The sequence below is a fragment of the Vibrio sp. MOR3 genome, assembly GCF_001557775.1.
Classification (GTDB): Bacteria; Pseudomonadota; Gammaproteobacteria; order Enterobacterales; family Vibrionaceae; genus Vibrio; species Vibrio jasicida.
Window position 1 is genome coordinate 172251 of sequence record NZ_LNRD01000007.1, and the last position, 26385, is coordinate 198635.

Annotated in this window: 21 protein-coding genes; 7 read left to right on the forward strand and 14 right to left on the reverse strand. The window is 45.6% G+C overall.

Going from position 1 to position 26385, the window contains the following annotated elements:
• Positions 1 to 2 precede the first annotated feature (2 nt).
• The 3 genes from ATB76_RS15325 to ATB76_RS15335 all read left to right on the forward strand — a co-directional run bounded on the left by ATB76_RS15325 (position 3) and on the right by ATB76_RS15335 (position 3254).
• The gene (locus tag ATB76_RS15325; RefSeq protein ID WP_005437583.1) at positions 3 to 1217 is read left to right on the forward strand and encodes a pyridoxal phosphate-dependent aminotransferase; all 1215 of its coding nucleotides are present in this window, start codon (positions 3 to 5) and stop codon (positions 1215 to 1217) included.
• A 114-nt stretch (positions 1218 to 1331) separates the two neighbouring features.
• Positions 1332 to 1916 carry a 5'-deoxynucleotidase gene (yfbR, locus tag ATB76_RS15330; RefSeq protein WP_038865545.1) on the forward strand — a complete coding sequence of 195 codons (585 nt, stop codon included), beginning with the start codon at positions 1332 to 1334 and terminating at the stop codon, positions 1914 to 1916.
• Between the two features lie 3 nt (positions 1917 to 1919).
• A complete protein-coding gene (locus tag ATB76_RS15335) occupies positions 1920 to 3254 on the forward strand; it encodes an anti-phage deoxyguanosine triphosphatase (protein ID WP_042602167.1) in 1335 nt (444 codons plus the stop codon).
• Between the two features lie 19 nt (positions 3255 to 3273).
• Here ATB76_RS15335 and ATB76_RS15340 read toward each other — a convergent pair whose 3' ends face one another.
• Positions 3274 to 3891, reverse strand: a complete 618-nt coding sequence (locus tag ATB76_RS15340) for a DTW domain-containing protein (protein WP_038865547.1) — start codon at positions 3889 to 3891, stop codon at positions 3274 to 3276.
• A gap of 3 nt (positions 3892 to 3894) precedes the next feature.
• Between ATB76_RS15340 and rrtA the strand changes: the two genes are divergently transcribed.
• A complete protein-coding gene (rrtA, locus tag ATB76_RS15345) occupies positions 3895 to 4446 on the forward strand; it encodes a rhombosortase (protein ID WP_038879420.1) in 552 nt (183 codons plus the stop codon).
• Positions 4447 to 4580: 134 nt separating this feature from the next.
• Here rrtA and ATB76_RS15350 read toward each other — a convergent pair whose 3' ends face one another.
• The 7 genes from ATB76_RS15350 to tig form a co-directional block, all read right to left on the reverse strand.
• Complete coding sequence (locus ATB76_RS15350) at positions 4581 to 4880, reverse strand: helix-hairpin-helix domain-containing protein (RefSeq protein WP_038865551.1); 300 nt, start codon at positions 4878 to 4880, stop codon at positions 4581 to 4583.
• A 145-nt stretch (positions 4881 to 5025) separates the two neighbouring features.
• The gene (ppiD, locus tag ATB76_RS15355; RefSeq protein WP_038865553.1) at positions 5026 to 6885 is read right to left on the reverse strand and encodes a peptidylprolyl isomerase; all 1860 of its coding nucleotides are present in this window, start codon (positions 6883 to 6885) and stop codon (positions 5026 to 5028) included.
• Positions 6886 to 7099: 214 nt separating this feature from the next.
• On the reverse strand, positions 7100 to 7372 hold the full coding sequence (locus ATB76_RS15360; protein WP_005430934.1) for an HU family DNA-binding protein: 273 nt from the start codon (positions 7370 to 7372) through the stop codon (positions 7100 to 7102).
• A gap of 191 nt (positions 7373 to 7563) precedes the next feature.
• On the reverse strand, positions 7564 to 9915 hold the full coding sequence (lon, locus tag ATB76_RS15365) for an endopeptidase La (protein WP_038865555.1): 2352 nt from the start codon (positions 9913 to 9915) through the stop codon (positions 7564 to 7566).
• Between the two features lie 130 nt (positions 9916 to 10045).
• A complete protein-coding gene (gene clpX / locus ATB76_RS15370; protein ID WP_038865557.1) occupies positions 10046 to 11326 on the reverse strand; it encodes an ATP-dependent protease ATP-binding subunit ClpX in 1281 nt (426 codons plus the stop codon).
• A 72-nt stretch (positions 11327 to 11398) separates the two neighbouring features.
• The gene (clpP, locus tag ATB76_RS15375) at positions 11399 to 12025 is read right to left on the reverse strand and encodes an ATP-dependent Clp endopeptidase proteolytic subunit ClpP (protein ID WP_005430931.1); all 627 of its coding nucleotides are present in this window, start codon (positions 12023 to 12025) and stop codon (positions 11399 to 11401) included.
• A gap of 105 nt (positions 12026 to 12130) precedes the next feature.
• Complete coding sequence (gene tig, locus ATB76_RS15380; protein ID WP_038865559.1) at positions 12131 to 13438, reverse strand: trigger factor; 1308 nt, start codon at positions 13436 to 13438, stop codon at positions 12131 to 12133.
• Positions 13439 to 13961: 523 nt separating this feature from the next.
• On the opposite strand from tig, the gene ATB76_RS15385 reads away from it, so the two are divergent.
• The 3 genes from ATB76_RS15385 (at position 13962) to ATB76_RS28660 (ending at position 17368) form a co-directional block, all read left to right on the forward strand.
• Entirely contained in the window at positions 13962 to 15758 is a 1797-nt protein-coding gene (locus tag ATB76_RS15385) for an ATP-binding protein (RefSeq protein ID WP_061035622.1), read from the forward strand.
• A gap of 12 nt (positions 15759 to 15770) precedes the next feature.
• Positions 15771 to 17108: a sigma-54 dependent transcriptional regulator gene (locus tag ATB76_RS15390; RefSeq protein ID WP_042602169.1), complete on the forward strand. Its 1338-nt coding sequence runs from the start codon at positions 15771 to 15773 to the stop codon at positions 17106 to 17108.
• Positions 17109 to 17185: 77 nt separating this feature from the next.
• On the forward strand, positions 17186 to 17368 hold the full coding sequence (locus ATB76_RS28660; protein WP_038879460.1) for a hypothetical protein: 183 nt from the start codon (positions 17186 to 17188) through the stop codon (positions 17366 to 17368).
• 37 nt (positions 17369 to 17405) lie between these two features.
• Here ATB76_RS28660 and ATB76_RS15400 read toward each other — a convergent pair whose 3' ends face one another.
• The 6 genes from ATB76_RS15400 to ATB76_RS15425 form a co-directional block, all read right to left on the reverse strand.
• The gene (locus ATB76_RS15400; RefSeq protein WP_061035623.1) at positions 17406 to 18767 is read right to left on the reverse strand and encodes a TRAP transporter large permease; all 1362 of its coding nucleotides are present in this window, start codon (positions 18765 to 18767) and stop codon (positions 17406 to 17408) included.
• 3 nt (positions 18768 to 18770) lie between these two features.
• Complete coding sequence (locus ATB76_RS15405; protein ID WP_038865567.1) at positions 18771 to 19442, reverse strand: TRAP transporter small permease; 672 nt, start codon at positions 19440 to 19442, stop codon at positions 18771 to 18773.
• A gap of 88 nt (positions 19443 to 19530) precedes the next feature.
• Positions 19531 to 20529, reverse strand: a complete 999-nt coding sequence (locus tag ATB76_RS15410) for a TRAP transporter substrate-binding protein (protein ID WP_038865570.1) — start codon at positions 20527 to 20529, stop codon at positions 19531 to 19533.
• A gap of 216 nt (positions 20530 to 20745) precedes the next feature.
• Positions 20746 to 22215: a protein adenylyltransferase SelO gene (locus ATB76_RS15415; protein WP_061035624.1), complete on the reverse strand. Its 1470-nt coding sequence runs from the start codon at positions 22213 to 22215 to the stop codon at positions 20746 to 20748.
• Between the two features lie 178 nt (positions 22216 to 22393).
• Positions 22394 to 23209, reverse strand: a complete 816-nt coding sequence (locus ATB76_RS15420) for a hypothetical protein (protein ID WP_061035625.1) — start codon at positions 23207 to 23209, stop codon at positions 22394 to 22396.
• Between the two features lie 170 nt (positions 23210 to 23379).
• Positions 23380 to 26361, reverse strand: coding sequence for a M6 family metalloprotease domain-containing protein (locus ATB76_RS15425; protein WP_061035626.1), 2982 nt, complete (start codon positions 26359 to 26361; stop codon positions 23380 to 23382).
• Between the last annotated feature and the right edge of the window lie 24 nt (positions 26362 to 26385).

The window sequence follows — 26385 nt, forward strand, 5'->3', positions numbered from 1 at the left end:
CAATGCAAAATATCGGGATGTCGTCAAAACTCGACAATGTCTGCTACGACATTAGGGGTCCTGTACTCAAACATGCTAAACGCATGGAGGAAGAGGGGCATAAAATCCTAAAGCTAAACATTGGTAACCCCGCCCCATTTGGTTTTGACGCCCCTGATGAGATTCTAGTAGATGTCATTCGTAATCTGCCAACTTCTCAAGGCTATTGTGATTCCAAAGGCATTTATTCGGCGCGTAAAGCTGTCGTGCAGCACTATCAGCGCAAAGGCATCCGATCGTTAGATGTTGAAGATGTATACGTTGGTAACGGTGTATCAGAGCTGATCGTGATGGCGATGCAAGCATTACTGAACAATGGCGACGAAATGCTGATCCCTGCGCCAGACTACCCGCTTTGGACGGCATCTGTTGCTTTGTCTGGCGGTAAACCTGTGCATTATATCTGTGATGAAGGGGCAGACTGGTACCCAGATCTTGAAGACATCAAAAAGAAAATCACGCCAAAAACCCGTGGTATTGTTCTTATCAACCCGAACAACCCAACAGGTGCGGTATACAGTCGTGATTTCCTATTAGAAGTTATCGAGATTGCGCGCCAACACAACCTGATCATCTTCGCTGATGAAATCTACGACAAAGTCCTTTACGACGGCGCGACACACACCTCGGTTGCAACGCTAACAGAAGATGTGTTGGTGATGACGTTCAACGGTCTTTCAAAAGCGTATCGCGTTTGTGGTTTCCGTGGCGGTTGGATGTTCCTAACGGGTCCTAAACATCTAGCACAAGGTTACATCAATGGCTTAGAACTACTTTCTTCGATGCGTTTATGTGCCAACGTACCAATGCAACATGCGATTCAAACCGCATTGGGTGGCTACCAGAGTATTAATGAGCTAATCTTGCCGGGTGGTCGTTTGCTTGAGCAACGTAACCGAGCTTACGAACTGATCAACCAGATCCCTGGTGTTTCGTGTGTGAAGCCGAAAGGTGCGATGTATCTGTTCCCAAAAATCGACACCAAGATGTACAACATTAAGAATGACCAACAAATGGTGCTCGACTTCTTGAAGCAAGAAAAAGTACTTCTGGTACAAGGTTCTGGCTTTAACTGGCCGAAACCGGATCACTTCCGTATTGTTACACTGCCGCACGTAGAAGATCTCGAAACCGCGATTGGCCGCTTTGAGCGTTTCCTATCAACGTATAGCCAGTAGTAATTACTGCTGATCTCTCATATGCTTAGAGGAGCTCCCAGTGAGCTCCTTTTTCGTATCAAATACCAATGTCACTTATGAACGGTTTGTGAGATCGGTACATAGGAGAGTGCAATGAAAGAAAGCCATTTTTTCGCCCACTTGGCCCGAATGAAGCTCATCCAACGCTGGCCACTGATGCGCTCAGTCTCGCCAGAAAATGTCTCTGAACACAGCTTACAAGTTGCCTTCGTAGCGCATGCCCTAGCATTAATTAAAAACAAAAAATTCGGCGGTACACTAAACCCTGAACGTATCGCTATACTCGCCATGTACCATGATTCGAGTGAAGTACTCACTGGGGATCTACCGACCCCCGTTAAGTACTACAACCCTGAAATTTCTAAAGAATATAAGAAGATTGAAGCAGCGGCAGAACAAAAACTGCTCTCGATGTTACCTGAAGAGTTTCAAGATGATTTCGCACCCTACTTGCTCTCGCATTCCGCTCATGAAGAAGACGCTAAAATCGTTAAGCAAGCAGATTCTATCTGTGCGTACCTTAAGTGCTTGGAAGAACTCAGTGCAGGTAACCACGAATTTGCCTTGGCAAAGAAACGCTTAGATATCACATTGCAAGAACGCAAAACACCGGAAATGGAATACTTCCTTCATACCTTTGCCCCAAGTTTTGAATTATCACTGGATGAAATTAGCTAGTTGATGGAGAGAAATGTGTCATTTGAATTAAACGCTTTATGGCAAGAACGCCATGATGATGAACATAAAATCCGCCGCGATGACCATCGTAGCCCGTATCAACGTGATCGTGCACGCATTCTGCATTCAGCAGCATTTCGACGCTTACAAGCGAAGACCCAAGTGCATGGCAACAGCTTAGAAGATTTCCACCGTACCCGTTTGACCCATTCCCTTGAAGCGGCACAACTGGGCACAGGCATTGTCGCTCAACTGAAAAAGAAACAACCGGAATTCCGAGACTTACTGCCCTCAGACAGTTTGATCGATTCATTGTGTCTCGCACACGACATTGGTCATCCCCCTTATGGGCATGGTGGTGAAGTCGCCTTAAACTACATGATGCGTGATCACGGCGGCTTTGAAGGCAACGCTCAAACCTTCCGTATCGTCACCAAGCTTGAACCTTATACCGAGCACTTCGGCATGAACCTATCACGTCGCGCTTTACTCGGTTTAATAAAGTACCCAGCTCTGCTTAGTCAAACACGCTCCACACGCCTACCGGACCCGGTTGAGCATCAACGCAAACTCAAAGCCAAAGATTGGAGCCCTGCCAAAGGCATTTATGATTGCGATAAGGATTTATTCGATTGGGTCATTGCGCCACTGACCGAAAACGACAAAGCACTATTAAGCCAAATGCGTTGCCGCCCTGAATCAGACTTGGAGCACTGTAAAACTCGGTTTAAGTCTTTGGACTGCTCAATCATGGAGCTAGCGGACGACATCGCCTATGGCGTACATGATTTAGAAGATGCCATTGTGCTTGGTATGGTAACTCGACAGCAGTGGCAAGAAGGGGCAGCAAGCCAGCTTGCCGATTGCGGAGACCCTTGGTTTGAAGAACACATCGGTTCCATCGGTCAAATGTTGTTTAGTGGTAAACATCATCGACGTAAAGACGCGATTGGTGGCATGGTTAACGCCCTATTGACGAGTATCTCAATCAAAGTAGTTGATGAGCCATTCAATAACCACTTACTGGCTTGGAACGCCTGTTTAGAACCTCATATGGCAAAAGCACTAGAAGTATTGAAACACTTCGTGAGCCAATATGTGATTCAAATTCATCAAGTACAGATTGTTGAATACAAAGGCCAGCAAATCATCATGGATTTATTTGAAGCGCTCAGTGCAGATCCTGAACGCTTGCTACCCAAACACACTCAAGAACTTTGGAAAGAAGCAATGGATGAGAGTGCAAAAATGCGCGTCATTGCAGATTACATCTCGGCGATGACCGACGGCCATGCACAGAAGCTGCACCGTCAGTTGTTTTCTTCAATTGTCTTATAGAGAATGCTCTATAGATTCGCTACTCACCTTTCAGATAGTTCTTCTCAAATACGCCCGGAGGCATCTGGGCGATTTGAAATTCAATCATCTTCTCAAAAGCAATCAACAAAGGAGTAAGATCCTTGCTAGGTTGAAGTAACGAGAGCGCATGAAACCCCGCTTCTACCGTCGACAAGCTGTTATCAGAAGGCGCTTTACGAATCGTATAATGACCTTGTAAGTCTTCCGGTAGTTTAACCGTCTGGATAGTATGAAGGTTCGTCGACAGTTGCCACATCTTGTAGGCTTTCTTCCAAGTACCGTCGAGTAAGATTAAACGTGTTTTCTTATCGGGCACTTCTGCAACCGTCGCCAATTCTGAAAGGCACAACGATTGCTCTGAAGGGTAAAGAATGAAATGTTGGTAGGTTTCATCTTCAAGCAACGCATTCAAGGCCGCACTGTCAGAAAAGTCTTCTCCAATCAGGCAAGTACAATGATTTAGGCTCAAATTGAGAATCCGTGCCGTACCAAGAGGACGATGTTCTTCACTCGTATGCTGAAGAATGATAAGTTCAACTTCGCTTGCTAGCGGTACAATCCATTGGCAAATACAGGCTTTGCGCGATTTTCCACACTGAGAACAATAACGAGACATAGAGTGAACCTTTATACATTGCTGAGCATCATCAGCGTTATCTGTTTAATTCTTCAATTCGAACCCATGGCAAGTCTGACTGAATGGCATGCTTACAATATACGCCATGGCGAATGGTGGCGAATCGTAACAGGAAATCTCACGCATACCAACTTTGCTCATCTCGGCATGAATCTCGCTGGATTATGGGTTATTGGTTTTATCTTTCGACCGACAGCACGTAACTTCACCATCGTATTTTTGATTCTTTGTTCATTTGTCGGTGCGATGAATCTTTTTACCAATATGTCAGTTTATGTCGGGTTGTCAGGTGTATTGCATGGACTCTTTGGTTTCTGGGCGCTCAGTGAGGTTTTCGACGGCAGAAGAAGCAGTTTGGTGTTGGTAGGTGGCTTAATTGCAAAAGTCGCGTGGGAGCAATTCTACGGCCCCTCCACTAGTACTGCAGCTATGATTGGCGCACGTGTTGCGGTTGACGCTCATTTATTTGGTGCAATTGGTGGTTTAGGCATGGCTTGGTTGGAAAAGTTAATGCATCGCCGGATCTTTGGTTAAACCAGATAAGCGATCTTTGGACTTCCTCAAATTTAAATCTGACCAAATAAAAAATCCCGAACCGGTAATGAGGATTGGTTCGGGAAAGCAGTAATAGGAAACAGAAACTTCGCTTTTCAATGGCCAAAATGTATTTACAGCAAAATTCGCTCTTGGTTTTTCTTCACCGTTGCTTCCCCAATGCCTTTCACTTTGCTTAGGTCCGCTGCCGTTTTGAATGGACCGTGCTCTTCACGATACTCTACTATCTGTTCGGCTTTCTTCTCGCCAATACCATTAAGTAATGTCGCGATCTCTTCCGCTGAAGCGGTATTCACATTAACAGTAATCTCAATACCTTCGTATTTCGACGATTTCGACTTTGTTGTCTCACCGCCGGCCGCCCATCCCACTGGTGCCAATAGCATTAAGCACAGCGTTAACATCCATTTCATATTGAGTGCTCCTCCTGAGTTATCTTGTCAAAGTACTGACTACTCTAGATAAACCGAGCACGGCATTGAAGTGACTTCAGATAAAAATAAAACGGGCCGCTAATGCGACCCGTTTTAGTTAACATGCAAATTACATTCGTAGTGCTTAGTTGCTCACAACAAAGTACTCGATGTCAGTGTTTGCGCGTAGTACTGCGATAACAGAAGTAAGATCTTGTTGTGAAGAAGCACGTTGCATCTGCATTGCTACTTGCTCTTCTAAAGAAGCATCTAGTTCAGCTTTCACAGCATCAAGCTCGATAACCACGATGTTACCAGCAAGGTCTTTTGACTGACCGTATACAGGCTTGTCATCAACTGGTTTCGCCATAGCAAATACTGTGCTCGCCAGTGGAGAACGACGGTCTACGGTTTCTTGCTCACCAAACGTTAGATTGTTTTCAGCAAGGATAGCCGTGTTGCCTTCTTTAAGCGCCGCAACCACTTTCGTACCTAGTTCGATTGCGCCTTGCTCACCTTTAACGCGAGATAGCTCAGCAACCACTTGGTCTTTCACTTCGTCTAGAGGAAGTACGGTCTCGTCACGAGCATCTTCAACGCGAACAACAATGATGTGCTCAGGCGCGACTTCGATTGCTTCAGAGTTTAGACCATCTTCTTTCACTTCTGGGCTTAGAATCGCCTGCATTACTGCTTGGTTCTTAAGCACTTCAGGCGCGTCAACTTGAGAAATGAAGTCTGTCGTTTTCACTTCTTGGCCAACCGCTTTAGAAGCGTCGTCTAGAGAGTCAGGGAATTCAAACGCCACTTTCTCTAGCTCGTTTTGTAGCTCGTAGAATTGATCAACTGCTTTTTGGTCAACCATCTCTTGTTTGATTTCAGCTGCGACTTCAGAGAAAGGCTTAGCAACAGAGTCTTTAAGCTCTTCAAGCTTGATGATGTGGTAGCCAAAGTCAGACTTCACTAGACCAGTCACGTCACCAGGGTTCTTAAGTGCGAACGCCGCTTCTTCGAATGCAGGGTCCATTACATCGCGCTCAATCCAACCTAGGTCGCCGCCGTTTTCAGCACTGCCAAAGTCGTCAGATTTTTCTTCTGCTAGCTTAGCGAAATCTGCACCACCGTTAAGTTCATCAAGAATGGCTTGTGCTTTCGCTTCATCATCACCTTCAACTAGGATATGTGCGACGCGACGTTGCTCTTCTGAAGAGTATTTGTCTAGGTGATCATCGTAGTATTTCTTAACTTCTTCGTCAGAAACTTGGATTTGCTTTTTCAGTGCTTCAGCTGATAGTTCAATGTAAGCGACTTTTACTTGCTCTGGGCGAGTAAACATATCTGGATTTGCTTTGTAGTACTCTTGAATTTCTTCATCAGTAAGATCTACTTTTTTAGCAAACTCAGCTAAGTCGATAGTCACAGTACGAACGTCACGAGTTTGTGTGAACAGCTTACCTTCTGACTGAACTTCACCTGGTAGAGTGAACTCACTGGTTTGTAGAGCGTTAAGCAGTTGCTCACGAACCAATTCACGACGCATGTACTCTGCAAATGAATCTGGAGAGAAACCAGCACGGCGCAAAGAAGCTTGGTAGATGTCTTGGTCAAATTGGCCGTTAGACTGGAACTGAGGCATGTCTAGAATCATGCTACGTACTTGAGCATCGCTGATGCGTAGACCTAGTGCTTCAGCTTGTTGATCAAGCAACACATCGTTGATCATACGATCTAGAACTGATTTGCGGAAAGATTCAACGTATGCAGGGTCTGCTAGCAACTGAGAGAAGTTGTCACCCAATTGAGCTTGCATGCGGTTACGCTCATTTTGGTAAGCCATTTCGAACTCACCACGAGCGATCTCGGTATTACCTACTTTCGCCGCAGAGTTGTTGTTACCACCAACAATGTAGCTACCTACACCTGCAAATACGAAAGATAGAATGATAAGTCCAAGGATAATTTTGACCGCGATGCTATTCACGCCTTCGCGTAGTCGATCCATCATAATTTAACTGCTCTCCACAATTGAAGCCGACTGCTTCTAATAGAAAATGTAATGTCGCGATAATATCAGAAAAAGAAATGCGCATCAGTAGGATGCGCATAATTTAAGAAAGTTCGGCTCTTAGTTTGTAAATTTTTGTACAAATCTGACTGTTTGAACAAAAACTATGCAATGGCCGTTCGCTGAACCAGCTCTGCGTCATCGACGCAAAGAATTAGTTACAAGCGTCTTTTAGAGCTTTACCAGCTTTGAAAGAAGGTACTTTAGCTTCTGCGATTTGGATTTCTTCACCAGTTTTTGGGTTGCGGCCTGTGCGTGCTGCACGAGTGCGAACACTGAAAGTACCGAAGCCAACAAGCGCAACTTGGTCACCAGACTGAAGCGTACCACTTACTGCTTCGATGAATGCATCTAGAGCGCGACCAGCTGATGCTTTAGAGATGTCTGCGTTTTCTGCGATTTGTTCTACTAGTTGAGTTTTATTCACTGTGATTTCCCCTTTGTGTCATCTGTGATTATTTTTGTGATGACGTTTCGTTCCATAATTAAAAAATATGCCCCACCCCTTATCCTTCAAGGGCTGGAAGCTATCGAACTTAACTTAGCTTCCAAAAAAAACGCTGACAAGCCTTTTTGAGCCTATCAGCGTAAAGTTTTACTTATTTTTGCTGCACATCACTATTTTTGAGACGGAAACTCAACGCCTGTCGGGTCTTGCTCTAGTGCAACTTTAAGAACTTCGTCGATCCACTGTACAGGGATAACCTTCAGATCAGCGATAACATTTTCTGGAATCTCTTCCAAATCACGCTCATTGTCCTTCGGAATCAGTACCGTTTTGATGCCACCGCGGTGTGCCGCAAGTAACTTCTCTTTTAGGCCACCGATAGGTAAAACTTCACCGCGAAGCGTGATTTCACCCGTCATACCCACTTCTGCTTTTACAGGATTACCCGTCAAGCTAGAAACAAGTGCAGTACACATTGCGATACCCGCACTTGGGCCATCTTTTGGTGTTGCACCTTCAGGTACGTGAACGTGAATATCACGTTTTTCGTAGAAGTCAGAGTTAATACCCAGTTTCTCGGCACGTGAACGCACAACGGTCATCGCAGCTTGGATCGACTCTTTCATTACGTCGCCAAGTGAACCCGTTTGCGTCAGCTTACCTTTACCCGGCATTGATTCAGTTTCGATGGTCAGTAGGTCGCCGCCAACTTGTGTCCAAGCTAGACCCGTTACTTGACCGATACGGTTGCTATCGTCCGCTTTACCGAAGTCATGACGCTGAACACCTAGGTACTCTTTTAGGTTTTCCATTGTCACGGTAACTGATTTCAAGCTGCTATCAAGCAGGATATTCTTCACTGCTTTACGACAGATCTTAGAAATCTCACGCTCTAGGCTACGCACACCCGCTTCACGCGTGTAGTAACGAATGATGCCAATGATCGCTGAATCTTCGATAATAATTTCGCTTGGTTTCAAGCCATTACGTTGAACTTGCTTATCAACAAGGTGACGTTTCGCGATGTTCAGCTTTTCGTCTTCTGTGTAGCCAGACAGACGAATCACTTCCATACGGTCTAACAAAGGACCTGGAATATCCATCGAGTTCGACGTTGCAACGAACATCACATCTGATAAGTCGTAATCGACTTCTAGGTAGTGATCGTTAAACGCGTTATTTTGCTCTGGGTCTAGTACTTCAAGCAGTGCTGAAGACGGATCGCCACGCATGTCTGAAGACATTTTGTCGATCTCATCCAGAAGGAATAGTGGGTTTTTCACCCCAACTTTCGACATTTTCTGAATGAGCTTACCCGGTAATGAACCAATGTACGTACGACGGTGACCGCGAATTTCCGCTTCATCACGTACACCACCTAGAGCCATACGCGTGTATTTACGGCCCGTTGCAGCAGCGATAGAGCGACCTAGGGATGTTTTACCAACACCAGGAGGACCAACAAGACAAAGGATAGGGCCTTTCAGTTTGTTGATACGGTTTTGTACCGCCAAGTATTCAAGAATACGCTCTTTAACACGCTCTAGACCGTAATGGTCTTCGTTTAGAATCTCCTCTGCTTTCGCAAGGTTCTTCTTAACTTTTGAACGCTTCGCCCATGGCACACTCACCATCCAATCGATGTAGCTACGCACCACTGTCGCTTCTGCTGACATTGGAGACATCATCTTAAGCTTTTGTAGCTCTTGTTCTGTCTTTTCACGCGCTTCCTGAGGCATTTTCGATTCATCGATCTTTTGCTTCAGGGTCTCGAACTCGTCAGGAGCATCTTCCATCTCGCCAAGTTCTTTCTGAATCGCTTTCATTTGCTCATTCAGGTAGTACTCACGCTGAGATTTTTCCATCTGCTTTTTAACGCGACCACGGATGCGTTTTTCGACTTGAAGAAGATCAATTTCTGATTCCATCTGACCCATAAGGAATTCAAGACGCTCAGTCACATCAACGATTTCAAGTACTTGCTGTTTGTCCACCAGCTTTAGAGGCATGTGCGCAGCAATGGTGTCTGCAAGACGAGCTGCTTCATCAATACCATTTAGTGAGGTAAGCACCTCTGGTGGGATCTTTTTGTTTAGCTTAATAAAGCCTTCGAATTGGTTGATCGCACTGCGAACAATCACTTCTTGCTCACGCTCTTCAAGCTCAGGCGTAACCACAAACTCTGCCTCTGCTAGGAAGAACTCGCTTTCTTTAAAGTGGTTAATTTTCGCGCGCTGTTGACCTTCAACCAACACTTTAACTGTGCCGTCAGGTAGCTTAAGAAGCTGGAGAATGGTTGCAACCGTACCTACTTCAAATAGGTCATCAACCGTCGGCTCGTCAGTATCAGCTTGCTTTTGTGCCACAAGCAGAACTTGTTTGTTTGTTTCCATTGCCGTTTCTAGACAACTAATCGATTTCTCACGACCAACAAACAATGGAATAACCATGTGTGGGTAGACCACTACGTCACGTAGAGGTAATACCGGGATCTCGATACGCTCGGAACGTTCCAAGTTCATATAATTCTCTCTTCCGCTTTCACGTTTAACGTATTACTTAACGAAGTATATGGGGTCTAATTATTTGGATTCAATAAGAGAAATAAAAAAAGGAGGTAATTACTTACCTCCTTTTTATTCATGGCTGAATTTATTCTGCTCCAGCTGCCTGGCTGTCGGCGTTGCTGTAAATAAGCAGTGGTTCTGATTCACCATTAATGACTGATTCATCAATCACGACTTTACTTACGTCCGTCGCTGATGGCAGTTCATACATGGTTTCCAGCAGAACGCTTTCTAGAATTGAACGTAGACCACGAGCACCTGTCTTACGCTCCATTGCTTTCTTAGCGATAGCACGTAGTGCGTCTTCACGGAACTCAAGCTCAGCATCTTCTAGCTCGAACAATGCTGCGTATTGCTTGGTTAGTGCGTTCTTCGGCTCACATAGGATCTGAATTAACGCTTCTTCATCTAACTCAGTTAACGTTGTCGTTACTGGTAGACGACCAATAAACTCAGGAATCAAACCGTATTTCACTAGATCTTCAGGCTCTACCTGAGTAAATAGTTCACCGACGGTTTTGGTTTCGTTCTTAGAGCGCACTTCTGCGCCAAAGCCGATACCAGTACCTGTTGCTACACGTTGCTCAATCACTTTATCTAGGCCAGCAAATGCACCGCCACAGATGAACAGGATCTTAGACGTGTCCACTTGTAGAAATTCTTGCTGTGGATGCTTACGACCACCTTGTGGTGGAACCGATGCAACCGTACCTTCAATAAGTTTTAGTAGCGCCTGCTGAACACCTTCACCAGATACGTCACGCGTAATTGATGGGTTTTCAGCTTTACGAGAAATCTTGTCAATTTCGTCAATGTATACAATGCCGCGTTCAGCCTTAGCTACATCGTAATCACATTTTTGCAGAAGCTTCTGGATGATGTTTTCAACGTCTTCACCTACGTAACCAGCTTCGGTTAGTGTGGTAGCGTCAGCCATTGTAAATGGCACATCCAAGAATCGAGCTAGCGTCTCAGCAAGCAGTGTTTTACCACTACCCGTTGGACCAATTAGAAGGATGTTACTCTTACCAAGCTCCACACCTTCGCTCGTTGTATCACCATTGCGTAAACGCTTGTAGTGGTTATATACCGCAACTGCGAGCACTTTTTTCGCGTAATCTTGTCCGATCACATAGTCATCAAGGTGTTCACGGATCTGTTTTGGCGTTGGTAACGCCTCAGATTCTTTCTTAGGGAGAACATCCTTGATTTCTTCGCGAATGATATCGTTACATAAGTCGACACACTCGTCGCAAATGTAAACTGACGGACCTGCGATTAGCTTGCGAACTTCGTGCTGACTTTTGCCACAGAAAGAGCAGTACAGCAATTTGCCGCTGCCACTTTCTTTGCTTTTATCTGTCATTCGCTAACCTCTTAGCCTTTACTCTTTATGAATTGAGTGTATATCAAATTTAGCCAAAATGCGCTGGCTAAATTACTCGCCGCGATGGCTCAACACTGCATCCACAATACCGTATTCTACTGCCTGATCTGCCGACATGAAGTTATCACGATCAGTATCACGTTCAATCACTTCAAGAGGCTGACCAGTATGCTCTGCCAATAGGTTATTTAGCTTCTGCTTGATAGTCAGGATTTCCTGAGCATGGATTTGGATATCAGAAGCTTGACCTTGGAAACCACCAAGTGGTTGGTGGATCATCACACGTGAATTAGGCAGAACGTAACGCTTACCTGGCGCACCACCTGCAAGCAGGAACGCACCCATTGAGCAAGCTTGACCCATACATACTGTGCTCACATTTGGCTTGATGAACTGCATAGTGTCGTAAATAGACATACCCGCAGTCACGCTGCCGCCTGGAGAGTTGATGTATAGGAAAATATCTTTATCTGGATTTTCAGATTCTAGGAAAAGTAGCTGAGCCACGACAAGGTTTGCCATGTGGTCTTCCACTTGACCGGTTAAAAAGATCACGCGCTCTTTAAGCAAACGTGAGTAAATGTCGTAAGAGCGTTCGCCGCGGGAAGTTTGTTCAACCACCATTGGCACTAGCGCGTCAATAATTGGCGACATTGCATTTTTTTCTTGGTAGCTCATATTCTTATGTCCCTAAAATAAATGGCCCGGATGATGACTATCATACGGACCATTGTTAGCAGAATAGTCGACGTTAAGTCAACCTTCTACGCAAGATATTGCTTATTAAGCAGCAGGTTGTTGTTGGTTAAGTAGCTCGTTGAAGCTTACTTCTTTCTCAGTAACCTGTGCTTTAGCGATGATCGCGTCGATTGCTTGCTCTTCTAGAGCAACGTTACGCATGTTGTTCATCATTTGCTCGTTTTGCTCGTAGTAAGCAATAACTTCTGTTGGATCTTCGTAAGCTGTTGCCATCTCTTCGATAAGAGACTTCACTTTCTCGTCGTCAGCTTTTAGCTCTTCAGACTTGATTACTTCACCTAGTAGAAGACCAACAACTACGCGACGCTTAGCTTGCTCTTCGAACAGTTCACGTGGAAGCTGTGCAGCTGCTTCTGGGTTACCACCGAAGCGTTGTGCAGCTTGTTGACGTAGAACTTGGATTTCTTGGTCGATAAGTGCAGCTGGTACGTCGATTTCGTTTTGCTCAACTAGGCCGTCGATAGCTTGCTCTTTGATGCGGTTCTTAATAGCTTGCTTAAGTTCGCGCTCCATGTTCTTACGAACTTCAGCTTTTAGTGCGTCAACGCCACCTTCAGCAACACCGAACTTAGAAACGAATTCGTCGTTTAGTTCTGGTAGTTCGCGAGCTTCAACTTTGTTCACTTTGATTGCGAACTTAGCAGCTTTACCTTTTAGGTTTTCAGCGTGGTAATCTTCTGGGAAGTTTACGTCGATCTCGAATTCCATACCTTTAGTTTTACCTTCGATACCGTCTTCGAAACCTGGGATCATGCGACCTGCGCCCATCTCTAGTGGGAAGTTCTCAGCTTTACCGCCTTCGAACTCTTCACCATCGATAGAACCAACGAAGTCGATGCTTACACGCTTACCAGCTTCAGCAGCTTCTTCTACTTCAGCCCAAGTAGCTTGTTGCTTACGTAGAGTTTCGATCATCTCTTCTACGTCTGCATCGTTAACTTCAGTTGTTGGTTTTTCAACTGTGATGCTGTCTAGGCCTTTTAGCTCAACTTCTGGGTAAACTTCGAAAGTTGCAGCGAAAACTAGGTCAGCGCCTTCGTTGTTTTCAACTGGTGCGAACGTTGGAGCGCCTGCTGGGTTGATTTTCTCTTTTACGATCGCTTCGATGAAGTGGCGTTGCATAACTTCACCAAGAACGTCTTGACGTACTGCTTTGCCGTACATCTTAGCAACCATTTTTAGAGGCACTTTACCTTTACGGAAACCATCGAAACGACGGTTTTTAGCGATGTTGCGTAGTTCAGCTGTTACAGCGTCTTCGATGTTTGCAGCTGGAACAGTAATGTTTAGACGGCGCTCTAGGCCCTCTAGCGTTTCAACAGTAACTTGCATTATATATAAACCTCTAAAGTGGCTCGGTCTTCCCGAGCTTATGAGCGAGACTCTGTGAGTTCACGCTTCATCCTTGTGTAGTGTTCTGTCCGAACACCTAAGTTAAAACCGAGTATCGATGCTGGAAACCAACACCGGACTAATCAGTGATATCCTCAGCAAACGCAAAAGGTATCTCCTATTAGCCTCAGGACAGAATTTTTAGACGCGACATTCTAGCGATCTGTCGCAATCCTGTCGAGCCAATAGCCACTATGTGGACATTGTCTGCGCTAAATTCTCGAATACGGGCTCAATTTTTGCGAAAAATGCCCTTTTAGCATCGCTTCGCCTTAGCCAGCATATCTAGAATGGGGACAATAGCGACTTTTTCAAGAGAATCGACTGCTTTTTTTATTGAAAAGCCTAAAAAGAGATCTTGCTCTTGTTTTACTCCACAGAGTTGAAAACTAAATCCCTATTCATCACTACAAACTACTAACATTTTCTTACATCACCAAAGGAAGGGGTAAGGAGCGTAATGATGTCGCAGAAAAACCGTATTCTATTGATTTTTTTTGCCTTCTATTTACTTTGCGCTTTCATCGGTGGGCATTGGGTTTGGAGTCACAGCTACCGATCTTTGCTCGAAAAACACCAGTCTCAGCTGGAACGTTTTTCCAGTCATATCCAAAACAAATTAGACAAATACGCGCACATTCCCCATTTACTATCTAAAGATGAACCTTTGGTACAAGCACTATTGACCCCGAATAACAGTGCGCAGCTCGAAATCACCAACCGCTATCTAGAATCGGTTAATCACGTGATTGAAGCGGCAGACACCTATTTGATCGACAAATGGGGGACGACGATCGCCGCCAGTAATTGGCGCAAAGAGCGTTCATTTGTGGGGCGCAACTTCGCTTTTCGCCCTTATTTCAAGCAAGCCATTGTCGGTGAGAGAAGTGAATATTACGCCCTCGGCTCCACTTCGGGTAAACGCGGCTATTACTATTCCTACCCTATCGTCTATGCCGGTGGCGTAATTGGTGTCGTGGTGGTCAAAATGGATTTGAACAAGATAGAAGACAATTGGCAGCAGCCTAAAAGTGTTTTCGTCGCCAGTGACCCAAATGGCATAGTGTTTATGAGCAGCCGTAACGACTGGTTGTTCAAAAGCCTACAATCACTTGATGAAATAAAAGAAGCCGAAGTTTGGGCAAGCCGACAGTATTTAGACACTCATATTGAGTCACTTGGTTTTGTCGGTGACATGTTGCCGAAACATTCTGAGGTAAAGCAGGGCTACCCTTACAATAAAGGAACCTTGGTGATCTCTTCCCTGCCCCTTGACGAACTCAAACTGACGATCCGGGTACTCTCGCCTAAGCAAACGGTGGTTTGGTTCACCATGGGCTATTTGCTCGTTTTGACTCTAGCTTTTACCGTTTTATTCCTTCTAGGCCAACTGGTTTATCACCGCCAGCAGCGACATCGTCAACTTGATCGAATCCAGCAAGAAGCCAATCAGAAACTTGAATATCAAGTCATGGCGCGTACCGCTGAGCTGCAAGCCGAAGTTGCCCAGCGTACCGAAACCGAGCAGACCTTACGCTTGACGCAAGATGAGTTGATACAAGCCGCAAAACTGGCGGTACTTGGGCAAATGTCAGCAAGCATCAGTCATGAGCTTAATAACCCGCTCGCCGCCATTCGCAGTTTTGCTGAGAACGGGAAGCTATTTCTTCAAAAAGAAAAGTGGGAACGAGTTGAAGATAACCTCACCCGCATTTCCGCACTCACCGACCGAATGGCAAACATCAGCCAACAATTGCGTTCTTTTGCCAAGAAAACCAGTGGGAGTGAACTACTTCAAACCCGCCTATTACCCGTCGTTGCGTCGGCACAAGAGTTGATGAAGCCCGCGTTCAAATCGGCGCGAGTGACATTAGAAACGAATGTTCCAGAGCATGATATCGATGTGTACATCAATACTATCCAGCTTGAGCAAGTATTAGTAAATCTGCTAACCAACGCGATTGAAGCAATGAAAGCCCAAGAGCAGAAACGAGTGGCGTTGTCTGTGGAACGTGATGAGACAACGAAAACTGTCTGGGTTCATGTCGATGACAACGGCTCAGGTTTGGGTGCATCCACACTTTCAGAATTGTGCGAACCGTTTTTGACCACCAAACAAAACGGTTTGGGGTTAGGGCTTTCAATCTCCCAACAAATCTTAGCCGGGATGAACGGTAAATTGAGTGCTCAGAATAGAGACCAAGGTGGGGCTCGATTCTCACTCTGTTTACCTATTGTTTCACCACACGCCAAACCATAGAAGGATGAGACCATGTGTCAGGTATTTTTTATTGATGACGAAGCCGATCTCAGACTGGCGATAGAACAAACCTTCGAACTTGCCGATATTGACGCCAAGTTTTTCTCCGATGCAGAATCGGCTTTAATTGCGATGCAGCAAGGCGAAGAAGCTGGCGTCGTTGTCACTGATATCTGTTTGCCGGGCATTTCCGGAATGGATTTGCTGACCACACTCACTCAGCGCGATGCAAACCTCCCCGTCATCATGATCACCGGACATGGCGATATATCCATGGCAGTACAAGCTCTCCATCAGGGCGCTTACGATTTTATCGAGAAACCTTTTGCGCCAGAGCATCTAGTAGAAACCGTTAAGCGGGCAATCGAGAAGCGCAAGCTCACCAACGAAAATGAAAAACTGCGACAGTCACTCAAAGCCAGCAAAACCCTTGGGCCAAGAATTATCGGCGAAACTCCTAGCATCCAAATGCTGCGCGAAACCATCAGTCACATCGCGGATACGAACGCCGATATTTTACTATTTGGCGAAACAGGAACAGGCAAAGAACTGATTGCTCGTTCGCTGCATGAGCAAAGTGCTCGCCGCAATCAAAACTTTGTCGCAGTAAATTGCGGCGCAGTACCGGAAAACCTAATTGAGAGCGAGTTGTACGGTCACGAAAAAGGCGCATTTACCGGCGCAGAAACCCGTCGTATCGGCAAATTTGAATTCGCTCAGGGCGGCACTCTGTTTTTAGATGAAATCGAATCTATGCCAATTCAGGCACAAATTCGATTACTACGTGTTCTTCAAGAAAGAGTGATTGAACGAGTAGGATCAAATGAATTACTGCCATTGGACATCAGAGTCATTGCCGCAACTAAGGTCGACTTAAAGCAAGCCGCTGAAGAAGGCTACTTTAGACAAGACCTGTATTATCGTCTCAATGTAGTCACGCTCGACTTACCACCCATGCGCGAACGAAAAGAGGACATTCCTGCGCTGTTCCACCACTTTCTGTTAGTCGCTGCATCACGTTATGGTAAAACCTCACCTAGCCTTTCGTCGCAAGATCTCGCTCAATTAATGGCCCATGATTGGCCCGGTAATGTTCGTGAACTGCGCAACGCAGCCGAACGCTTTGTCTTACTGGGTAAGCTGATACAACTCGGAGAGACACCCTCTCACCCAACAACGGCATCAAGCCTTGCAGAACAAGTGGCAGAATTTGAGAAAGCGGCAATAGAGAGTGTTTTACTAGAAAGCCGCGGCAGTATTAAGCAAACCATGGAACAATTGAATGTGCCTCGAAAAACCCTGTATGACAAAATGCAACGCTATCAGATAGATAAAGATCTATATAAATAAAACGCAGTTTGCGGTTTGTTGTTATATCCAACTTGAATCATACTTTTTATAACAACGAAAAGATGGCTCATACGGATATGACAGAAAAAATTAAAATACCGGTGATCACTGATACAGTAATGGTCGACGGGCATTATCAAGAAGAAAGGCGTTCTGGCGAAGATAGGCGCAAAAACAAAAAGAAGTGGCTTGGCTACGAGCGGAGGATCAAACCCGATCCGAGAAGGCCAACCTATAAATCCATAAACGAAGAGGTGTGAACAGTCACACCTCTTTTGCTTTTGTGGCTAAAAACCATTACTTAGTGATGATTTCTGGTCCCATCAGCGTGGTTGGTAGCCAAGTCGAAACCCAAGGTACATACGTTACGATAATGAGGAATAAGAACATCACCGCCACCCAAGGCAAAGCCGCTTTCACCACGTTCATCATCGACATTTTCGCCACCCCGGCGGTTACAAACAAATTAAGCCCCACAGGTGGCGTTATCATGCCTATCTCCATATTCACCACCATCATAATACCAAGGTGAATAGGGTCGATACCTAGTGCGATTGCAATTGGAAAAACCAAAGGTGCGACGATAATCAACAACCCTGAAGGCTCCATAAACTGACCGCCAATCAGCAGCAACACGTTGACCACAATTAAGAAGGTGATCGGGCCGAGCCCCGCAGACAGCATAGATTCAGTGATCATTTGCGGGATGCGTTCTTCTGTCAGTACATGTTTAAGAATCAAAGCATTGGCAATGATGAACAACAGCATGATGGTCAGTTTGCCGGCTTCATAGAGCGTGTGCTTGGTGTCTTTATGGACAAACGTTTGGAAGATCTTCACCAACGCTGGTTTGGTATTATGTTTATCCGCAAATGGTCCCATATCTTTATAGATAAAGTTGGCAATCAAAAACGAATAAACTGCTGCCACCGCCGCAGCTTCTGTTGGCGTGAAGATACCACCGTAAATACCACCAAGAATGATCACCACCAACAACAATCCCCAACTGGCGTCTTTGGCGGCAGCGAACGTTTCCTTCCAACCAACAAAAGGTTGTTTGGGTAAGTTCTTAATCCTCGCGGCGATGTAGATAGCAATCATCAACATCACACCCGCAAGCAAGCCCGGTATCACACCGCCAAGAAACATACGCCCCACCGATACATCCGTCGCAGCGGCATACACAACCATCACAATTGAAGGTGGAATCAAAATGCCCAATGTCCCCGCATTACAGATAACCCCCGCCGCAAACTCCTTCGAGTAGCCGTTTTTGATCATACCGGCGATAACGATGCTACCAATCGCGACTACCGTTGCTGGAGATGACCCCGAAAGCGCGGCAAACATCATACACGCCACAACCGACGCTATCGCTAAGCCACCACGGAACCAGCCGACAATGGCGATCGCGAAGCGGATAATACGTTTGGCTACACCACCGGTAGACATAAAGCTTGAGGCTAAAATAAAGAAGGGAATCGCTAAAAGGGTGTAGTGACCAGCAAACGCATTAAACAGAGTTTGAGCAACAGAGGCCAAAGACGCATCCGAGTGCATCAATAAGAACAGAATACTAGAAAGGCCCAGCGAGACAGCAATTGGTACACCAATCAGCATGAAGCCAATCACCATCAAGAATAAAAACAGAATATCCATGGTTTATTGCTCCTTGCGATCTGATGAAGAAGAGCTATTTGGAATGGCATCCGCCGCTTCACTCAGCTCTTCCTTTAACGCTTCTAACTCTTCTTCCGCTTCATGACCTGCAATTAGACGGTCGAGTTTACCTGTCGCAATTTGCCATGTAATTTGTACAAAACGGAACGTCAGCAGCGCCATACCAAGTGGCAGCGCAAAGTAAGGAATAAATCTTGGTAGCTTTTCGTAGCGTTCACCTTCATTAAGCCAATCGGCCAAGAATTGAAACATCTCTGGCATTGGAATGTCATCCGTCTCATACCATGCACGCTCCGTCGCAAATGGGTACCAGTAATTCCAAGAACCAATCAGTAGTAGAACCGAAAACGCTAGGCAGCAAACAGCGGCAAGCAACGCGAGTATTTTACGTTTAGGCTCAGAAACCATATTGATGATGACATCGACACCAATGTGAAAATGTTTCTTTACGCCATAAGACGCACCAACCAACACCATCCACGCGAACATGAATACGGTCAGCTCCAGCGCCCAAAGTATATTGTCGTTAAAGACATAGCGAAAAATCACATTGGCAAACGTCAGCAACGTCATTGCACCGAGAAAAAATGCAATCAGCGTTTCTTCTAAGGCGTCAGTGATTCGCCCTGCCTTGGCAAAAAAAGTCTGTTCCATAATTACATCACATCATTATTGGGAGAAAAGGGCCCTCTTCCTCAGAACGCTGAGTACATGAGGGCCAATCGTAGTGCTCGTGTAATATTTATTGTTGGTTAGACGCTATTGCGGCATCAATAAGATCGGTGCCGATGTCTTTCTCAAACTTTTTCCACACAGGTTGAAGTGCAGTCACCCATTCTTGGCGTTGCTCAGGCGTTAGAGTTCGAACTACCCCACCCGCTTCAATGATGTTGTTCTTATTCGCAAGGTTAACTTGTGTCGATTCTGCATTGCGCTGAGTCGTTACCTCTTGAATGATGGTATTGAGCTGCTCGCGTTGATCATCTGGGAGTTTTTTCCAGAAGTCGTTTGACGTTACAACAAGGTAATCCAGAATGCCGTGGTTGGTTTCAGTGATGCCATCTTGTACTTCGAAGAACTTCTTACCGTAAATGTTCGACCACGTATTTTCTTGACCATCTATAACTTTGGTTTGAAGACCGCCGTACACTTCTTTAAATGACATTTTTTGCGGGTTCGCACCAAGTTGCTCGAACTGAGCGACCAAAACGTCGGATGCTTGCACGCGGAACTTCAGCCCCTCGGCATCGCTTGGCAGCATTAATGGCTTGTTGGCAGACATCTGCTTCATACCGTTGTGCCAGAAAGCGAGACCTTGTAAGCCACGACGCTTCATTGCGTTCTTTAGCTTCTCGCCAGATTCTGAGTTTTGGAAACGGTCAACAGCCGCCACATCTTCGAATAGAAAAGGAAGGTCAAAGATGCGGTACTTTTTGGTGAATTTCTCAAACTTTGAAAGAGAAGGGGCAGCGAGTTGAACATCACCATTAAGGAGCGCTTCAAGCACCTTGTTATCATCGTACAGTGTCGAGTTAGGGAAAACCTGCATACAGACTTTGCCGTTCATCTCTTCGTTCACGCGCTTTTCTAGCAGCGAAGCTGCAATGCCTTTCGGGTGTTTATCAGTGTTCGTTACGTGGCTGAACTTGATGACGGTTTCACCAGGGTCACAATTTGCGGCAGCGTTAAAACTAGTGACAGCAAGAGCAGAGACAGACAGAAGGGTTAGAGGTTTAAACATTATTATTCTCCTTGTTGAATCACATCCCATCCTTTCCATGAGTACCTAAATGGGTAGAAGGTGATGGGTACGGATGTTCAACAAGGAGCAAGTTGCAGGCCAAGTTAATTAATCCCTATTATTCAGTAATTTAAATAATAAAGAATAATCAATGGTGAAGATAAGGGGTTAAATCCACCCACGAGAACAGGTTCTATGGGTGGGAAATGACACATTTTAGGAAGAGCAGCTGATTTCCATCGTCTTACCCCATTCTGGAGGTAACTTGGCATAATCATCAAACTCTGGCTGTTCATCAAATGGGTGCTTTAGCAACTCAGCGAGACGATTTACTTCACTGAAATCTCCCTCCTCTGCCTTATCAATGGCAAGCTGCGCAAGGTAGTTACGTAAGATGTATTTCGGATTCACTTGACGCATGCGTCCACATCGTGTGGCTGCGTTAACACACTCACCTCGTTCATCAACCTCTAATTCGCAGCGAGCAAGATACAAATCCACCCATGCATTAGCGGCTTCGCGATCAAGGAACAAATCGATCACAGCTTGAGGCGACTTAACATCGAGATTAGACAACTCACGGAAGAAGCGAGTGTAGTCAGCTTTGTTTTGGTTCAACAGCTCAAACATAGCTTCGAACAAACGTCCATCTTCGTCCACCTTAGTATGGAGACCGAGTTTGGCTCGCATCAGTGCACTGAATTTCTGGCTCAGGCGAACTTCAAATTTACCAAGCGCCGCTTCAAGATCTTCTCGCACCACCAACGGCGATAATGCATGCGCTAAGGCAGATAAGTTCCACAGCGCGATGCGTGGCTGCTGCTCAAACGCATAACGACCTTGGTAGTCTGAATGGTTACAAATGTAATTTGGATCATAATCGTCGAGGAAGCCAAACGGGCCATAGTCGAAAGTTTGTCCGAGTATCGACATGTTATCGGTGTTCATCACGCCATGCGCAAAACCGTAAGCCTGCCAGTAGGCAATCATCTCTGCGGTTTTCTCCACAATAGACTCGAACATAGCTGCGTATGGCTTCTCCTTTTGGGAGCACGCAGGGAAGTGCCATTCAATCACTTTGTCAGCGAGCAGCTTTTGCTCAGCAAGTTGATTGGTATAAAAGAAGTGCTCGAAGTGACCAAAACGGATGTGCGTTTCTGCTACGCGAATCAACAACGCACCATATTCCATCTTCTCGCGATAAACGGGGGTATCGCTGTCCATCATACCCAATGCTCTGGTGGTCGGAATGCCTAACCCAGCCATCGCTTCACTGCACAGATATTCACGAATAGTAGAACGTAGTACCGCTCGGCCATCCCCCATTCGCGAGTACGGGGTAAGCCCTGCTCCTTTGAGGTGAATATCAAACCAAGTGCCATCATTGTGCTGCATTTCAGCGAACAACAAGCCGCGACCGTCCCCCAAGTCCGGGTTATAAACCCCAAACTGATGACCTGCGTACTTCATTGCTAAAGGCGCGAAAGGCACAAAATCCGTTTGCCCAGAAAATACCTTCAAAAGCTCGTCACTCTCTTTCACTGGTAAACCAAACTGTTGAGCAAACTCGCCATTCCACACTACCCAACGCGTATTGTCTAAGAGCTGCGGAGTAACATAGGTGAAAAACGCAGATGGTAGTTCACTAAATCGATGGGTGAAATTGACACCTTCTAAGATAGGCATGATGGTTCCTCAAATACGGCTTCCTGTTAGAAAGTATACGCCCTGTATGCCATAGCTTTCAGCCACGAATTATTCATGGGTATTTCAGAAAGAGCAGATCAAAGAAACCACTTTAGCGAAAGGAGTAAAAAGAAGCGGCCCCGCTTTACAGCATCGTTAACGGGGCTGCCATGATGACTTACCCTCGAAACTCGTAAGCATCGCTCTGAGAGTCTGGAACACCCTTAAACTGAGCGCGTTCGATATCCAGAATCGTTCGATAACTCAAAGATAGAAGTGCGATTTGGAAGGCTCCAAAAATACCGAAAATAACGCCAGATACGACCAATGCGAAAAGATGGGTGAACTCAGCGAACACAAATTGACTAACCGATCCCACAACCAAAGGAATTAGCCCCATCAAAATAAAAATCTGCTTGTTGAAAGGACGACTTTGTCGCCATGCATTACCAAGGCTTCTCGGTTCACGATCTAACGCCGTTGCAGGTAACACTAAGGACCAACGGGAAAGAACCCAGTATCCCGGAACACTCAGCAGCAAGGTAACAAGGTTCATTGTGAACTCACTGATCTCTCCGCCTTCAAAGACGATAAAAAACGTCACGAGAAATATTGGTAACGCGATGATCAAGCCCATTGATAAACCGAACAAAACCCACCAGCCAATAAACCGTAACTCTCGCATGGATAAGCGCATCACATCGAGAACAGAACGCATGTATTCATGAGCAAGATAAATACGGTGGATGCGAACCGCCGCCATTGCCGCAACCAGAGGGTACAAAAGGAAAGTCGTAATAAAGAAACCAGCACCAAAGTTAGAAAAGTCAGGCTCTTGCGATCCTTGAACTAGGGCTTCTTGGTATTGGGTAATAAAGATCGTGTGAACCACGATCAAAGGAATACAAGCGACAACTATCGCGAGCAGATTTGCTCTGACCATTACTACTGCTTCTTGGCAAATAGCCGCAACAGAAAACCGATTATCAGACATAAAAATATCCTTACTTTTATAAATACCTAGCCATAGATTACGCCTCAAGAATAGAAGGCGTACAAAAATAAAGGTGAAACTCATCTCATAGTAAAAAGATCGATGAGTACATTGTTGGAATAAGAATGAACAGAAAAAAGCCACTCAAAAGAGTGGCTTTGAAACATCAATTAAGTACGGCGACGCCAACCAAGTAGCGCCAGTAACATTAATGCCCAATAAGAGACACTACCGCCACTGTCAGATTTTTTGAAATCGACACTCTTAACTGAAGCCACGACGGAAACATTGATGGATCCTTTGGTAGTACCACCCATGCCATCAGAAACAGTGTATTCCAACTGAACGTTCGCGACTTCATCATCTGGTGCTTGATATTCGACTTTACCGTTAAGGACACTCGCAGAGCCGTCTCCAGACAAGTTATTTACACTTTGCAATATGAGTGTGTCTCCATTGAAATCCGAATCATTACTCAACACATCAATCACAATACTCTTACCCGCTTCAACACTGGCAGAGTCTGGTTGCGTCACCGGCGCAGTATTCTCAACTTCAACATCGACTGTTGCACTTGAAGACAATCCGCTTGGATCGGTGACCGTCACTTGGAACGTTAGAACCTCACCGGCTTTCGTACCTTGAACGACACTAAAACTTGCGTCTGCGCTGCTTGTATTCGTCAATGTTGCTGCCGTACCGGAGGTTTGTACCCACGTATATTCAAGCGTATCGCCATCTGGGTCCGTACTCGATGCCGCTGATAAGCTTCCTTTGCCATCAACACTCATGCTGCTGGTATTAACGTCAATACTCGCGGTTGGCGCTTCATTTTGACCATTCACTGTCACTTGAACGGTGACTGATGCCGAGTTCAATGCACCATCAGAAGAAACAAGACGATATTGGAAACGATCAGTCCCTACAAAGCCCATCTGTGGTTGGTATTTATTCCCACTAATAGATCCATGTGTCGGTTGCTGCGTGTATTCAACATTAAATTGATAACCTGGAGCAACAAAGTCATTGTCCATTAAGTTCAGATCAACAGAAACATTCTTATCGGTTTCAATGATATCGGCTTTTGCTTCAACAAGGCTGTTTGTGTCGATATCAAATAAGGCGGCGAAAGGAATGAAAGAAAAGCTTTGTCTCGTTAAACCATTTGCGTAAATCGCGTTGCTGCGACCAGCCCACATCGTTGGTTGAGATTGCAATTCTGTCGCTAACGCACTTTCAAAATTGAAATTAGTTTCAAAACGCCCACCTTCAAGCTCAACGACTAGCAAGTGATGACCCGCACTTAGCTGACTAGGTTGATCAAAAAGAATACGTGAGGAACCTTGCAAAGAACCTTCTTGTAGCAACTGAGCTTCACTTTCCTCTAACCACAGGCTGTAAGTTTCTAAACCTGTTGATGGAAAACGCCACACCTTATAATTCATCGAATTCTCAAAGCTGTCTAACGTGGCGTAAACCTGAAGGCCATCAAGTTGCGATGCGGCTTTGAGGTCAATAGAAATGCCCAACGCGTTATCCGTTCCCGACATCACATAGCCTCGATAGAACGAATTTTTCCAAGCCGATTTATTTGGCTCATTTGGCATCGTTAATGAGAAGGTCGCGCTACTGGCGTTACTCGTAATATTCGAAATAGTGACGTCAGTGTTGTATCCCGTAATACTACTCAAGCTAGGAATAGAGAAATCAGAGATAGCCGTAGCACCATTTGGGTACAAATCGCCACTGTCACTTGGGAATCCCCACTCAAGCTCACGCTCACCATCGGCTTGCATGATTTGCACCTGCATATCGCCAGCACCATTGAAAGGATTCAAGATATTCACCGACGTAGCGAGAACACCTTCTCCTGCCAATGCACGGTCGTAATCAACATGGGTACGATTTTCAAGGTAAACGCGAGGGCCATGTTCTTTTAAGTAAGGATCAAGGTAAACCAGCTCTACCTCGCCATTCGATACCGAGGAAGATTCGTCCGTTTGGGCAATTTCTGGTACGACAAACCCAGCGGCATGCTTGCTCCACGCACTCATATTAACGGGGGTATCGCCAGCATAGCTGTCCCCTGGTTTCATCGCCCATGAACCAGCGCCCATCACTCCCCACTGACCAATAGAGGCCAAACCGTTGTAGGAGTATAGGTCCGGTAAACCAAGCATAAGATGACCAAGTTCGTGAACGATCACTCCCAATGTCGATTGATGCGTCACTTGGAAATCAGCAAACACGCAATACTCTGTGATCGTTTTACCGTCGATGGTTACATCATCATGAGAGAATTTGTGCGGCCAAATTGATGGACGATCAAGATAGTCTGTCGAACGGTCACCACCAGCAAAAATAAACATCACTGACAGTTCTGTCGGGTCAATACGCCCGTTGTCATTGACATCGTATTGGGCCAAGTTTAAGTACGGGTCCAATTTTTGATAGGCCTCTGCAAAAACGGCCTTGGTCTTTACATCACACGCATCACCACCAAAACTGCTGTTACAATCTGGGTGGTTTTGGTTAACGCTAACACCGATCACACCATCATTTTCCGTCCCGTATGTTTCAACGGCTGGAACAACACGATATTGCCCTTTCGAGTTCTTGTCGTAGTAATCCACCACACTTTGACGATTTTCACCAAACACCAAAGGTTGGAAATCATGCACCATCGCTTGATCATTAAAGGACACTTCGACAACCAATAGTGGTTGCTGCTTAACACTCGCCCCACTCATCGCTTGAATTCCCTGAGCTTGGCGCATCATATTGGCGCGCGCTCTTGGTTCTATGCCTTTCAATGAAGACATCGACTGCTTGAGCAAGACGCTTGGGCGATTTTTTGCAATGGCAGGTGCAGTGGCTGCTTGTGTCTTTTCAACACCCGTTGAAACCAAAATAGGGCGATCGGATTTACGTTCAATTTGGGCGTAAAACCAAGTCTCACCCTGTTTGATCAGCGCATTACCTTGTTTATCTTCGTGCCAGTGAAAACTTGCGCTACCACGCAGAATCACATCACTAGAAGTACCATCGCTTAGGGCGACTACTCGCCAATTGGGGGAAGGAGGGGTGGTTGCCATGCTTTGACCAGATACGAAAGCGGCCAGCATGGTGAGTGCTAGTGTCTTGAACTTCAAACTACGGCTCCATGAGTTCGATGC

Excerpts from the sequence above, each read along its gene's own strand:
- ATB76_RS15325 (WP_005437583.1), top strand. The coding sequence starts at position 3 with ATGCAAAATATCGGGATGTCGTCAAAACTCGACAATGTCTGCTACGAC.
- yfbR (WP_038865545.1), top strand. The coding sequence starts at position 1,332 with ATGAAAGAAAGCCATTTTTTCGCCCACTTGGCCCGAATGAAGCTCATC.
- ATB76_RS15335 (WP_042602167.1), top strand. The coding sequence starts at position 1,920 with ATGGAGAGAAATGTGTCATTTGAATTAAACGCTTTATGGCAAGAACGC.
- ATB76_RS15340 (WP_038865547.1), bottom strand. The coding sequence starts at position 3,891 with ATGTCTCGTTATTGTTCTCAGTGTGGAAAATCGCGCAAAGCCTGTATT.
- ATB76_RS15350 (WP_038865551.1), bottom strand. The coding sequence starts at position 4,880 with ATGAAATGGATGTTAACGCTGTGCTTAATGCTATTGGCACCAGTGGGA.
- ppiD (WP_038865553.1), bottom strand. The coding sequence starts at position 6,885 with ATGATGGATCGACTACGCGAAGGCGTGAATAGCATCGCGGTCAAAATT.
- lon (WP_038865555.1), bottom strand. The coding sequence starts at position 9,915 with ATGAACTTGGAACGTTCCGAGCGTATCGAGATCCCGGTATTACCTCTA.
- clpX (WP_038865557.1), bottom strand. The coding sequence starts at position 11,326 with ATGACAGATAAAAGCAAAGAAAGTGGCAGCGGCAAATTGCTGTACTGC.
- clpP (WP_005430931.1), bottom strand. The coding sequence starts at position 12,025 with ATGAGCTACCAAGAAAAAAATGCAATGTCGCCAATTATTGACGCGCTA.
- tig (WP_038865559.1), bottom strand. The coding sequence starts at position 13,438 with ATGCAAGTTACTGTTGAAACGCTAGAGGGCCTAGAGCGCCGTCTAAAC.
- ATB76_RS15385 (WP_061035622.1), top strand. The coding sequence starts at position 13,962 with ATGTCGCAGAAAAACCGTATTCTATTGATTTTTTTTGCCTTCTATTTA.
- ATB76_RS15390 (WP_042602169.1), top strand. The coding sequence starts at position 15,771 with ATGTGTCAGGTATTTTTTATTGATGACGAAGCCGATCTCAGACTGGCG.
- ATB76_RS28660 (WP_038879460.1), top strand. The coding sequence starts at position 17,186 with ATGACAGAAAAAATTAAAATACCGGTGATCACTGATACAGTAATGGTC.
- ATB76_RS15400 (WP_061035623.1), bottom strand. The coding sequence starts at position 18,767 with ATGGATATTCTGTTTTTATTCTTGATGGTGATTGGCTTCATGCTGATT.
- ATB76_RS15405 (WP_038865567.1), bottom strand. The coding sequence starts at position 19,442 with ATGGAACAGACTTTTTTTGCCAAGGCAGGGCGAATCACTGACGCCTTA.
- ATB76_RS15410 (WP_038865570.1), bottom strand. The coding sequence starts at position 20,529 with ATGTTTAAACCTCTAACCCTTCTGTCTGTCTCTGCTCTTGCTGTCACT.
- ATB76_RS15415 (WP_061035624.1), bottom strand. The coding sequence starts at position 22,215 with ATGCCTATCTTAGAAGGTGTCAATTTCACCCATCGATTTAGTGAACTA.
- ATB76_RS15420 (WP_061035625.1), bottom strand. The coding sequence starts at position 23,209 with ATGTCTGATAATCGGTTTTCTGTTGCGGCTATTTGCCAAGAAGCAGTA.